This window comes from Geodermatophilus sp. SYSU D00079 (genome assembly GCF_054050635.1).
On the sequence record NZ_JBJGZS010000011.1, the window covers coordinates 108,704 to 120,976 of the forward strand.

Annotated in this window: 10 protein-coding genes; 7 read left to right on the forward strand and 3 right to left on the reverse strand. The window is 74.2% G+C overall.

Annotated features, from left to right (window positions below; all coding sequences use genetic code 11):
- Positions 1-5 precede the first annotated feature (5 nt).
- From ACI79E_RS11565 to pknB, 6 genes are all read left to right on the forward strand, one after another.
- On the forward strand, positions 6-467 hold the full coding sequence (locus ACI79E_RS11565; protein WP_456932687.1) for an FHA domain-containing protein FhaB/FipA: 462 nt from the start codon (positions 6-8) through the stop codon (positions 465-467).
- Entirely contained in the window at positions 464-1,885 is a 1,422-nt protein-coding gene (locus ACI79E_RS11570; protein ID WP_456932688.1) for a protein phosphatase 2C domain-containing protein, read from the forward strand. The genes ACI79E_RS11565 and ACI79E_RS11570 overlap by 4 nt, the downstream gene beginning before the upstream one ends.
- Complete coding sequence (locus ACI79E_RS11575) at positions 1,882-3,297, forward strand: FtsW/RodA/SpoVE family cell cycle protein (RefSeq protein WP_456932689.1); 1,416 nt, start codon at positions 1,882-1,884, stop codon at positions 3,295-3,297. Before ACI79E_RS11570 ends, ACI79E_RS11575 begins: the two co-directional genes overlap by 4 nt.
- A complete protein-coding gene (locus ACI79E_RS11580) occupies positions 3,294-4,739 on the forward strand; it encodes a peptidoglycan D,D-transpeptidase FtsI family protein (RefSeq protein WP_456932690.1) in 1,446 nt (481 codons plus the stop codon). The genes ACI79E_RS11575 and ACI79E_RS11580 overlap by 4 nt, the downstream gene beginning before the upstream one ends.
- A complete protein-coding gene (locus tag ACI79E_RS11585; RefSeq protein WP_456932691.1) occupies positions 4,739-6,586 on the forward strand; it encodes a serine/threonine protein kinase in 1,848 nt (615 codons plus the stop codon). Before ACI79E_RS11580 ends, ACI79E_RS11585 begins: the two co-directional genes overlap by 1 nt.
- Before the next feature lie 133 nt (positions 6,587-6,719).
- Positions 6,720-8,675, forward strand: coding sequence for a Stk1 family PASTA domain-containing Ser/Thr kinase (gene pknB, locus ACI79E_RS11590; protein WP_456932692.1), 1,956 nt, complete (start codon positions 6,720-6,722; stop codon positions 8,673-8,675).
- 76 nt (positions 8,676-8,751) lie between these two features.
- Here pknB and ACI79E_RS11595 read toward each other — a convergent pair whose 3' ends face one another.
- Positions 8,752-9,408 (reverse strand): aminodeoxychorismate/anthranilate synthase component II, encoded by a 657-nt coding sequence (locus tag ACI79E_RS11595; protein ID WP_456932693.1) that lies wholly within the window; start codon positions 9,406-9,408, stop codon positions 8,752-8,754.
- A gap of 25 nt (positions 9,409-9,433) precedes the next feature.
- Entirely contained in the window at positions 9,434-10,201 is a 768-nt protein-coding gene (locus tag ACI79E_RS11600) for a DUF881 domain-containing protein (RefSeq protein WP_456932694.1), read from the reverse strand.
- A 69-nt stretch (positions 10,202-10,270) separates the two neighbouring features.
- On the opposite strand from ACI79E_RS11600, the gene crgA reads away from it, so the two are divergent.
- On the forward strand, positions 10,271-10,543 hold the full coding sequence (gene crgA, locus ACI79E_RS11605) for a cell division protein CrgA (RefSeq protein WP_456932695.1): 273 nt from the start codon (positions 10,271-10,273) through the stop codon (positions 10,541-10,543).
- A gap of 480 nt (positions 10,544-11,023) precedes the next feature.
- On the opposite strand, the gene ACI79E_RS11610 is transcribed toward crgA, so the two are convergent.
- A complete protein-coding gene (locus ACI79E_RS11610; RefSeq protein WP_456932696.1) occupies positions 11,024-12,178 on the reverse strand; it encodes a thiolase family protein in 1,155 nt (384 codons plus the stop codon).
- Positions 12,179-12,273 lie beyond the last annotated feature (95 nt).

Below are 12,273 nucleotides of genomic sequence, written 5' to 3' on the forward strand. Positions count from 1 at the left end.
CTGCGATGACGGCCGAGATCGTGCTGCAGATCTTCCGCTTCGGCTTCCTGCTGCTGCTGTGGCTGTTCATCTTCGCCGCCTTCCGCGTCGTCCGCGCCGACCTGTTCGGTGGCCGGGCCGGGCGGGTGGCGTCGGTGCCCCCGCGCGCGGCCACCGGCAAGCAGAAGAAGAACCGCGGGCCCAAGACGCTGGTGGTCACCGCGGGGCCGCTCACCGGCACCAAGATCACGCTGGGTGACCAGCCGATCCTCATCGGCCGGGCCGACGACTCCACGCTCGTGCTCACCGACGACTTCGCCAGCTCCCGCCACGCCCGGCTCACCAACCGCGGCGGCCAGTGGTACGTCGAGGACCTCGGCTCCACCAACGGCACCTACCTCGACCAGCAGCGCGTGCAGGGCCCGCTGCTGGTCGCCCCCGGTCAGCCGATCCGCATCGGCCAGACGGCCCTGGAGCTGCGTTCATGACCCTCGTGCTGCGCTACGCGGCCCGGTCCGACCGCGGCCTGGTCCGCGGCAACAACCAGGACTCGGTGTACGCCGGCCCGCGGCTGCTGGCCGTCGCCGACGGCATGGGTGGCCACGCCGCCGGCGACGTCGCCAGCAAGGTGGTCATCGCCGCCCTGGAGCACCTGGACGACGACGCGCCGTCCGGCGACATGCTGCAGGCGATGCGCGAGGCCGTCTTCGACGGCAGCGAGCACCTGCGCGAGGTGATCCGCGAGTCCCCGCAGCTGGAGGGCATGGGGACGACGCTGACCGCCGTCCTGTTCGCCGGTGGCCGGCTGGCCCTGTGCCACATCGGCGACTCCCGCGCCTACCTGCTGCGCGACGGCGTCCTCACCCAGATCACCCACGACGACACGTTCGTGCAGACGCTGATCGACGACGGCCGGATCACGCCGGAGGAGGCCAACCACCACCCCCAGCGCTCGCTGCTGCTGCGCGCGCTGAACGGGCAGGAGGTCGACCCCTACCTGTCGATGCGGGAGGCGCGCGCCGGCGACCGCTACCTGCTGTGCTCCGACGGCCTGTCCGGCGTGGTGAGCGAGGAGACCCTCGCCGCCGCCCTGCAGGACCCGGACCCGCAGGCCACCGCCGACCGGCTCATCGAGCTCGCCCTGCGCAGCGGCGGCCCGGACAACATCACCGTCATCGTCGCCGACGTCGTCGAGGACGGCGGGCACGGCACCGCGCCGGTGGACCCCGTGGTCGACGGTGCCGCCGGCGACAACATCGGCCAGCGCGAGGTCGACCCCCGCTCGGCGGCCGGCCGGGCCGCCCTCGCCGACCCGCCCCCGACGCCCCCGCCGCCGTCCGGTGCGGGCGCCAGCGCCGTCGCCGCCCCGCCGCCCGGGCGCCGTCGGCGCCGGCTGCTGTGGGGCCTGGGAGCGCTGCTGCTCGCGGCCGCCCTCGCGGTGGGCGCCTACCTGTGGGTGCTGTCGAACTGGTTCGTCGGCGTCGAGGACACCTCCGCCGGCGAGCGGGTCACCGTCTTCCGCGGCATCGACACCGCCCTGCTGGGCGTCGAGCTCAACCGGGTGGCCGACGTGACAGACCTGGCCGTCGGCGACCTCACCCAGGCCGACGCGAGCAAGGTGCGCCGGGGCATCGACGCCACCGACGGCGACCACGCCGACCGGATCGTCGCCATGCTGCGCGCCCAGCGCCTGCCCGTGTGCCCGAGCGCGGACGACGACGGCAGCGCGCGGTCCCTGCCGTCGTCCTCGCCCACCGCCACTCCGACCCCGGCTCCCGACGGCGTCCCGGCACCCGGCGGGCTCGTGCCGCCGACGGTCCCGGCGGAGACGACCTCCGAGGCCACCGCGTCCGAGCGGTCGACGCCGGCGCCCGAGCCCGGAGTGGACTGCCGGGAGGCGAAGTGACGACCGGCCCGTCCACGGACCCCCGTGCGAACGCGGCGGGTGCCGCCCCGCCGACGCGGCGGAACACCGAGCTGGCGCTGCTGGCCTTCGCCGTCCTCATCACCCTCGTCGCGCAGGGCATCGTCGACCTGACCATCACCGGGTCGCTGCGCCCGGAGCTGCTCACCTTCGGCGGGTGGTTCGCCGCGCTGTGGGCGGTCGTCCACGTCGTGGTCCGCAAGCTGGCGCCCTACGCCGACCCGCTGCTGCTGCCGGCGGTGGCGCTGCTGACCGGGCTGGGGCTGTCGGTGATCCACCGGCTGGACCTCGCCGCCGAGCAGGTCGACAGCGCCACCCGCGAGGACGCCCCCGTCCAGCTGGTGTGGGCCACCCTCGGCGTCGCCCTGTTCGTCGCCGTCCTGGTCGTGCTGCGCGACCACCGGGTGCTGTCCCGGTTCGCCTACACCCTGGCCCTGGTCGGGCTGGTGCTGCTCGCGATCCCCGCGGTGCTGCCGTCGTCGCTGTCGGAGGTCAACGGCGCCAAGATCTGGATCCGGCTCGCCGGCTTCAGCATCCAGCCCGGCGAGTTCGCCAAGATCTGCCTGATCGTCTTCTTCGCCGCCTACCTGGTCGACAAGCGCGACGTGCTCGCGCTGGCCAGCCGCCGGGTGGCCGGCCTGGAGCTGCCGCGCGCCCGTGACCTCGGGCCGGTGCTGGTGGCCTGGGCGCTGTCGATCCTCGTACTGGTCTTCGAGCGCGACCTCGGCAGCTCGCTGCTGCTGTTCGGCATCTTCGTGGTGATGCTGTACGTCGCCACCGAGCGCGCCAGCTGGCTGCTCATCGGCCTCGGCCTCTTCGCCGGGGCGGCGCTGATCGCCTACCAGGTGTTCACCCACGTGCAGGCCCGCGTCGACGTCTGGCTGAGCCCCTTCGAGTACCGCGACGGCTCCGGCTACCAGCTGGTGCAGTCGCTGTTCGGGCTGGGCACCGGCGGTCTGTTCGGCGCCGGTCTCGGCGGCGGCCGCCCGGACCAGGTGCCGGTCGCCAAGAGCGACTTCATCGCCGCGGCCATCGGCGAGGAGCTCGGCCTCTTCGGCCTGGTCGCGGTGATCATCGTCTACCTGGTGCTCGTGGAGCGCGGCCTGCGCACCTCGCTGATCGTCCGCGACGCCTTCGGCAAGCTGCTCGCCGCGGGCCTGGCCTTCGCCATCGCCTGGCAGGTCTTCGTCGTCCTCGGCGGGGTGACCGGCCTGCTGCCGCTGACCGGCCTGACCACCCCGTTCCTCGCCTACGGCGGCTCCTCGCTGGTGGCCAACTTCGTGCTGGTCGCCGTCCTGGTGCGGATCAGCGACGCCGCCCGCCGTCCGGCCGCCCCCGCCGGGCCGCCGAAGCCGGCGCTGGGCGACGCGCCCACCGAGGTGGTGACGCCGTGAACGCACCCCTGCGCCGGGTCGCCATCAGCGTGCTGGTGCTGTTCACGCTGCTGATCATCAACGTGAACTACATCCAGGTGGTCCGCTCCGACGAGCTGCGCACCGACCCGGGCAACACCCGCGTGCTGTCGGAGGAGTACGACCGCGAGCGCGGCTCGATCGTCGTCGCGGGCACCGAGGTCGCCACCTCGGTGGCCACCGACGACCGGCTGACCTACCTGCGGCAGTACCCGCAGGGGGAGCTGTACGCGCCGGTCACCGGGTACTACTCGCTGGTCTACGGCAACGCGCAGACCGAGCGGTCGATGAACGAGTTCCTCGCCGGCAACGACGCGCGGCTGTTCGCCCGCCGCCTCGCCGACCTGTTCACCGGGCGCGACCCCTCCGGCGGCGACGTCGTGCTCACCCTCGACCCCGCCGTCCAGGAGGCCGCGATGGCCGGTCTGGAGGGCGTCACCGGCGCCGTCGTGGCCCTGGACCCCGGCACCGGCGCGGTGCTGGGCATGGGCAGCACGCCGACCTACGACCCGAACCAGCTCTCCAGCCACGAGCCGCAGGCCATCCGCGACTACTGGGAGCAGCTCAACGGCGCCGAGCGCGACCCGCGGCTGAACCGGGCCATCGGCGACAACTACCAGCCGGGGTCGGTGTTCAAGGTGATCGTCTCGGCGGCGGCGCTGTCGGACGGGTACACCCCCGACACGGTGATCCCGGCGCCCGACGTCATCACCCTGCCGGGCACCTCCACCGAGGTGGAGAACTTCGGCGGCTCCCGCTGCAGCAGCACCGGCGAGCAGACGCTCCTCGACGCGCTCACCGTCTCCTGCAACACCGCCTTCGTGCAGCTGGGCATCGACCTCGGCGAGGACCGCGTCCGGGAGATGGCCGAGGCGTTCGGGATGGACGGCGAGAAGCGGGAGATCCCCCTGACGGTGCAGCCCAGCACCATGGGCGACCCGGAGGACGACGCCCAGCTCGGGGTGAGCTCGATCGGCCAGCAGGACGTCCGCATGACCCCGCTGCAGGCGGCGATGATCGCCGCCGCGGTCGCCAACGACGGCACGCTGATGGCGCCGTACCTGGTCGACCAGCTGCGCGCCCCCGACCTGTCCGTCCTCGAGGAGACCGACCCGGAGGAGCTCGGCGAGCCGATCACCCCCGAGGTCGCCGACCAGCTGACCGAGATGATGGAGAGCGTCGTGGCCAACGGCTCGGGCCGGGCCGCCCGCATCTCCGGCGTGCAGGTGGCCGGCAAGACCGGCACCGCGGAGGTGTCCCCCGACGTGCCCGACCACAACTGGTTCATCGGGTTCGCCCCGGCCGAGGACCCGCAGATCGCCGTCGCGGTCTTCGTGGCCAACGGCGGGGGTACGGGTGGGGACGTGTCCGCGCCGATCGCCCGTGAGGTCATGCAGGCCTACCTGGACGGGCAGGGCGGCTGATGGCCCTGTCCACCGGCACGATCCTCGCCGGCCGCTACGAGATCACCGCCCCGATCGCCACCGGCGGCATGGGCGAGGTGTGGCGCGCCCGCGACCGCGTGCTCGACCGCGTCGTCGCCGCCAAGGTGCTGCGCAGCGAGTTCACCGGCGACCCCAGCTTCGTGGCCCGGTTCCGCAACGAGGCGCGGCACACCGCGGCGCTCAGCCACCCGAACATCGCCTCGGTCTACGACTACGGCGAGACCGAGGACGACCGCGGCGGCCAGCTCGCGTTCCTCGTCATGGAGCTGGTCGAGGGCAAGCCGCTGGTGACGATCCTCCACGAGGAGGGCAAGCTCCCGGTCGACTGGACGCTGCACGTGCTGGGGCAGTCCGCCGACGGGCTGTCGGCGGCGCACAAGGCCGGCGTCGTGCACCGCGACATCAAGCCGGGCAACCTCATCGTGCGGCCCGACGGCGTGGTGAAGCTGACCGACTTCGGCATCGCCCGCGCCCGCGACGCCACACCCCTGACCCGCACCGGCATGGTGGTCGGCACCGCCCAGTACCTCTCCCCCGAGCAGGCGCAGGGCTTCGAGGTCACCGCCGCCTCCGACGTCTACTCCCTCGGCGTCGTCGGCTACGAGTGCCTGACCGGGGGGCGGCCCTTCGACGGCACCTCGCAGGTGGCCGTGGCACTGGCGCACATCAACCGCCCCCCGCCGCCGCTGCCGGGCAACGTGCCGGCCCCCGTGCGGCTGCTCATCGAGCGGGCCCTGGCCAAGGACCCCGCCGACCGGTTCGCCGACGGCGGCGCGTTCGCCGCTGCGGTCCGCTCGGTGGCCGCCGGGAACGGCCTGTCGGCCGCCCCGACGACCGGCGGTCGCGCCACGGCGGCCCCGGTGCGCCCGAGCCCCACCCCCGCCGCCCCGGCGGAGCCGGCGACGGCCCGGACCGAGCTGGTCACCGACATCTCCGACAGCCGCACCCAGGTGCTGGGTGCGGCCTCCGCCGGCGGCACCGGCGGCCCGAGGACGGGGACGGGCACCGGGACGGGCACCGGCTCGGGGCCGGGCACCATGCCCCCGCTGCGCCGGCCGGCCGGGGACGACGAGAGCTGGGACGGGCCCCGGCACGCCGAGCCGTCCCGCGGCCGCAACCGGTGGGTGTGGCTGGTCGCCGGGCTGCTGCTGCTCGCCCTGCTGGGCGGCGGCACGTGGTTCCTGCTCTCCGGCGACCGCGAGCCCTCGGCCGGCGGTCAGCAGGAGACCAGCGCACCGGCCACCAGCACCACCACCGCGGCGGCCGGCACGTTCACCGTCGACACCGACGCGTTCATCGGGCAGAACGTCGACGAGGTCGAGGAGTACCTGGTCGGCAACGGCCTGCAGGTCAGCCAGCGAGAGGCCAACGCCGCGCAGGTCACCGCGCCGGGCCGGGCCTTCGACGCGCGCGACGTCGTCGCCTCCGACCCCGCCAACGAGGCCGTGCCCCTGGGCACCGTCGTCACGCTGTACTACGCGCCCGAGGACCACACCCCCGACGACGGCAGCGACGAGAGCCCGGCCGACGACGGGGAGGCCCCGGCCCAGCCCACGACGGCGACCGCGACCACGACGCCGTCGGTCCCCGGCCGGACGACCACCCCGCCCGGCAACAGCCAGGGCAACGACCCGGGCGGGGACCGCGGTGACGACGAGGAGTCCGACGACACCCCGACGCCGACGCGCACGACGACCGCCACCCCCACCCCCACGGCCACCACGGTGCCCGGGGCGCCGGCCCCCGAGCCGGAGCCGCCCCTCCCCGGGGAGCCGGCGCCCGAGAACCCCCAGGCGGGTCAGCAGGCACCGGGTGCGGCCGAGTGATCCCGCAGCCCCGCGTCGCCCCGGCCGGTACCGCCCGAGCGGTTAGGCTCCCCGCCGGCCCCGCGGTCCGCCGCCGTTCCCCGCGCCCCGCTCCCGTCCGGACGCAGGACCGCACCGCCCGAGAGGACCCCCGATGACCACGCCGCAGGTGCTCGGAGAGCGCTACGAGATCGGCGGGGTGCTCGGCCGCGGGGGCATGGCCGAGGTGCACCGGGGCCGCGACCTGCGGCTGGGGCGCGAGGTCGCGGTCAAGGTGCTGCGCAGCGACCTGGCCCGCGACCCGTCCTTCCAGGTGCGCTTCCGGCGGGAGGCCCAGGCCGCGGCGTCGCTGAACCACCCGGCGATCGTCGCGGTCTACGACACCGGCGAGGACCGCTCGGCCAGCGGCGCCACCCCCTACATCGTCATGGAGTACGTCGAGGGCCAGACCCTGCGCGACGTGCTGCGCAGCGAGGGCGTGCTGCCCCCGGAGCGGGCCATGAGTCTGGCCGCCGACATCTGCGGGGCGCTGGACTTCAGCCACCGCAACGGCATCGTGCACCGGGACGTGAAGCCCGGGAACGTGATGATCACGCCGCAGGGCTCGGTGAAGGTCATGGACTTCGGCATCGCCCGCGCGGTCTCGGACTCCGCGGCCACGATGACCTCGACCGCCGCGGTCATCGGGACCGCCCAGTACCTCTCCCCCGAGCAGGCGCGGGGTGAGGGCGTCGACGCCCGCTCCGACGTCTACTCGGTGGGCTGCCTGCTCTACGAGCTGGTCACCGGCGCGCCGCCGTTCACCGGCGACTCCCCCGTGGCGGTCGCCTACCAGCACGTGCGGGAGGACCCCCGCCTGCCGTCGTCGATCAACCCGGCGATCCCGCCGGAACTGGACGCGATCCTGCTCAAGGCGATGAGCAAGAACCCGGCCAACCGCTACCAGTCGGCCGCAGACATGCGCAACGACCTGCTGCGGGCCCTGGCCGGGCAGCGGGTCGAGGCGACGCCGGTCATGAACGACGCCGAGAAGACCACCATCCTCGGCGCGGCCCCCGGTCACCACGGTGGGGACTGGGACGAGGAGGACGACGAGACCGCCCGCAGGCGCAGGCGCACGCGGGTGCTCCTCGCCGTCGTCGCCGCCGTCCTGCTGCTCGGGGGTGTCATCACCGCCGCCCTGCTGCTCGACGCGGGCGGCGACGAGGAGACGCCGGCCGTCCAGCAGGTCGCGGTGCCTGCCCTGGTCGACCTGCCGCAGGCCGACGCGGAGGCCGCGATCACCGGCGCCGGCCTGGTCGTGGGCGACGTGACGACCGAGGTCACCGACGACGAGGACCGGGTGGGCACCGTCCTCTCCAGCACCCCCGCCGGCGGCGTGCAGGTCGACGAGGGCAGCGAGGTCGACCTCGTCGTGGGCGCCGAGCCCGACAGCATCGCCGTCCCGCCGGTGGTCAACCTGGACGAGGACGACGCGCGGACCGCCCTGGAGAACGCCGGTTTCACGGGGAACATCAACCGGGACTCGGTGGACTCCCTCGAGGCGGAGGGCACCGTCGTCGCCGTCGACCCCGAGCAGGGCAGCCGGGTGTCGCCGGACACCACGATCACGCTGTCGGTGTCCGACGGGACCGCCGAGGTGCGCGACGTGGTGGGCCAGCAGCAGGAGGCCGCCACCCAGGCCCTGCGCGACGACGGGTTCACCGACGTCCGGGTGGAGCAGGCCGAGGACGACCAGCCCGCGGGCACCGTCGTCGCCATGTCGCCCGCCGGCGGCACCCAGGCCGGCGCCGACACCCCGATCACGCTGCGGGTCTCCAGCGGTCCGCAGGAGCCCGAGACTGTCACCGTGCCGAACGTCGTCGACCAGCCGCAGGCCGCGGCCACCAGCACCCTGCAGGGGCTGGGTCTGGTCGTGACCGTCGTCCAGCAGGACAGCGACCAGGCCGACGTCGGCGTCGTGCTCGCCCAGAGCCCCTCGGCGAACGCCGAGGTGCAGCCGGGCTCGACGGTGACCATCACCGTGGGCCGGGCGCCCCAGGGCGGCGGCACCGGCGGCGGTGGCGGTGGCGGCGGCGGTGGTGGCGGCGGCGCCGCACCGGCGGACTAGCGGCGACGCGCACCGGCTCCTGCGACGACGAAGGGTCCCTCCCCGGGCGGGGAGGGACCCTTCGTCGTCGGGCGGTTCAGGCGGGCGTGGCGACCGTCGTGAGCCGGCGGGCGGCCGCGGTGGCCGCCTCGACCGCGGCGGGGTCGGGGGCCAGGCCGCAGGACTCCAGCCACGTCGCGAGCATCCGGTGCCCGCCCTCGGTGAGCACCGACTCCGGGTGGAACTGCACGCCCTCGATGGGCAGCTCCCGGTGCCGCAGGGCCATGACGATCCCGGACGGCGTCTCCCCGGTCACCTCCAGCTCGTCGGGCACGGTGCCGCGCTCGACGGCCAGCGAGTGGTAGCGGGTGGCGGTGAACGGCGAGGGCAGCCCGGCGAGGACGCCGACACCGGCGTGCACCACCTGGCTGGTCTTGCCGTGCAGCAGCTCCGGTGCCCGCACCACCTCGGCGCCGAAGGCCTCGGCGATCGCCTGGTGGCCCAGGCACACCCCCAGGACGGGCGTGCCGGCGTCCGCGGCGGCCCGCACCATGGGCACGGTCACCCCGGCGGCCGACGGCGTCCCGGGGCCCGGGGACAGCAGCACCCCGGCGACGTCGAGGTCGGCGAGCTCGTCGACGGTGACGGCGTCGTTGCGGCGGACGATGCACCGCACGCCCAGCTGTCCCAGGTACTGGACCAGGTTGTAGACGAAGCTGTCGAAGTTGTCGACGACGAGGACGGGGCGGCTCACGCTCCCTGTGTACACGGCGCGGCCGTCAGTCGTCAGCAACGGTGGCGTGCTCCATGTCCAGCGGTCCCTCGTACGGCGGCACCGTCAGCGACGGGCGGTCGCGGACGTCGAAGCCGAGCCCGAAGTCCTCCACCGCCTGCTGGAACACCGCCACCTGCGGCGAGGCGGCCAGCTGGGCGCGGATCGCGGCGGTGTCCCCGACCGCGGTGACCACGAACGGCGGCGAGTAGGTGCGCCCCTCGAGGAGCAGCACGTTGCCGACGCAGCGGACCGCGCTGGTGGCGATCAGCCGCCGGTCCATGATCGCGACCGCGTCGGCGCCGGCGGCCCACACCGCGTTCACCACCGCCTGCACGTCGGACTGGTGGATGACCACGTCGTCGGGGCGGGCGCCGATGGGCAGCGAGCCGTCCGGCCGGCGGGGGGCGTCGTCCAGGACGATCTCCACGCCGCGGCCGGTGAGCGCCACCAGGCCGGCCGACAGCTCCGCGCCGGCGTCCTGCACCTGGGCGGCGGCCACCGCGCCGTCCCGGGAGGCCGCCTGGTCGGTCAGCGCCTGGGTCTGCTCGCGCAGGGCCGCCAGCTGCTCCTGCTGGGTGCGCAGGACCTCCTCGCGCGCCGCGATGAGCGCCGACAGCTCGGTGACCTCCCCGCCGCGCAGGTCGGTGCCGTCGGCGGTCTGGCTGGAGGTGGCGAAGAGCAGCCCGGCGAGCAGCGCCACCACGGGCACCAGCGCCGCCCACGCGGCGCCACGACGGGCACCCGGACGGGTCAGGGTGCGGGCTCCGGCCACGTCCGCAGCTTAGGCTGGAGTTCTGTCACGGCCGGCAGCGACGATCCGGCCCCGGAGGGAGTCCGCACGGTGCCCAAGTCCAAGGTGCGCAAGAAGTCGGCCTACACGCCGCCACAGGGCACGCTGCAGGCCGGGACGCCGGCCGCGCGGGCCGTCCAGCCCAGCCCGCGCTGGTACGCGCCGCTCATGGTCGCCCTCATGGTGCTCGGCCTGCTGTGGATCGTCGTCTTCTACGTCGCCGGCGACCGGATCGGGGTCATGAACAGCATCGGGCCGTGGAACTTCGCCATCGGCTTCGGCCTGATGGTCGCCGGCCTGGTCATGTCGATGCGCTGGCGCTGACGCAGGCCCCGTCCACGGCCCTCGTCCCCACCCGGGGACGGGGGCCGTTGTCGTGTGACCGAGTGGATACCCACCGTGTTGTCCACAGGAGGCGCTGTGCACAGCCGATCGCTGCGTCCACAGGTCGACAAAGCGCGATACCCCCAGAGTTGTCCACCGTGTGTGGAGAACGGGTGTTCGACCAGACTCCGCTGACCTGCGGTTTTCCCACGGGTGAGGCGCATGTGACAGGGAGGGCACCGGAGTAACTACATGCCTGTGACTCCGTCCCCAGCTGTGCACACGACTGTGGACGAATCGACTTGGCGGCAGGCACGGTCCGGCGGCCGGACTCCGCACCTACCCGGTCCCGACGACGCCGACACGCGGCCTGACCACGGCGGATGCACCGACGTCCCCGAGTGTCCACACCGACGACGACGGCCCCCGGTCCGCGAGGGACCGGGGGCCGTCGTCGGTGGCCTGTGGACGACGCGTCGATCAGTCGACCAGCTCGAGGATGGTCGCGTTCGCCATCCCGCCGCCCTCGCACATGGTCTGCAGGCCGTAGCGGGTGCCCGTGGCCAGCATGCTGTGGACGAGCGTGGTCATGATGCGGGCGCCGGAGCCGCCCAGCGGGTGGCCGAGCGCGATGGCGCCACCCCGCGGGTTGACCCGGTCCAGGTCGGCGCCGGTCTCCACCTGCCAGGCCAGCGGCACGGGCGCGAAGGCCTCGTTCACCTCGAACAGGCCGATGTCGTCGACCGACAGCCCGGAGCGCTGCAGCACCTTGTGGGTGGCCGGGATGGGCGCGGTCAGCATGATGACGGGGTCGTCACCGGCCATGACGGTGGTGTGCACGCGCACCAGCGGGCGCAGGCCGAGCTCGCGGGCCTTCTCCGAGGTGGTCACCAGCAGCGCGGCGGAACCGTCGGAGATCTGGCTGGCGTTGCCGGCGCTGATCACACCGTCGGCCTTGAACGGGGTCTTCAGCGACGCCAGCTTCTCCAGCGTCCCCCCGGGCCGCACGCCCTCGTCGGCCCGCACCACGGTGCCGTCGGGGGTGGTGACCGGCGCGATCTCCTCGTCGAAGGCGCCGTCGGCCTGGGCCTTGGCGGCCTTCTCGTGCGAGGCGAGGGAGAACTCGTCGAGCTGGGTGCGGGAGAAGCCCCACCGCTCGGCGATCATCTCGGCGCCGACGCCCTGGTTGGGGGCCACGCCGTAGCGCTCCATGAAGCGCGGGCCGAGGGGGCGCCCGGCCGAGCCGTCGCCCACCGAGGACCCCATCGGCACCCGGCTCATCGACTCCACGCCACCGGCGACGACGACGTCGGCCTGGCCGCTGACCACGCTGGCCGCCGCGAAGGCGACCGCCTGCTGCGAGGAGCCGCACTGCCGGTCGATGGTCGTGCCGGGCACCGTCTCGGGCCAGCCCGCGGCCAGCGCGGCGTTGCGGGCCACGTTGTACGTCTGCTCGCCGATCTGGCTCACACAGCCCCAGATGACGTCGTCGACCACCGCCGGGTCGATGCCGCTGCGCTCCACCAGCGCCTCGAGCACGTGGGCGGAGAGGTCGACGGCGTGCACACCGGACAACCCCCCGCCCCGCTTGCCCACCGGGGTCCGCACGGCGGCACAGATGACGGCATCTCGCATGACCACTCCTCGTCCAGTCGGCGGCCTCCCGCCGTCCCTGGCCGATGTTAGGACGTCCGAGCATCTGCACCCCAGGGGCGGCTGGGAGGCTGGAC

Excerpts from the sequence above, each read along its gene's own strand:
- ACI79E_RS11610 (WP_456932696.1), bottom strand. The coding sequence starts at position 12,178 with ATGCGAGATGCCGTCATCTGTGCCGCCGTGCGGACCCCGGTGGGCAAG.
- ACI79E_RS11585 (WP_456932691.1), top strand. The coding sequence starts at position 4,739 with ATGGCCCTGTCCACCGGCACGATCCTCGCCGGCCGCTACGAGATCACC.
- ACI79E_RS11565 (WP_456932687.1), top strand. The coding sequence starts at position 6 with ATGACGGCCGAGATCGTGCTGCAGATCTTCCGCTTCGGCTTCCTGCTG.
- ACI79E_RS11570 (WP_456932688.1), top strand. The coding sequence starts at position 464 with ATGACCCTCGTGCTGCGCTACGCGGCCCGGTCCGACCGCGGCCTGGTC.
- pknB (WP_456932692.1), top strand. The coding sequence starts at position 6,720 with ATGACCACGCCGCAGGTGCTCGGAGAGCGCTACGAGATCGGCGGGGTG.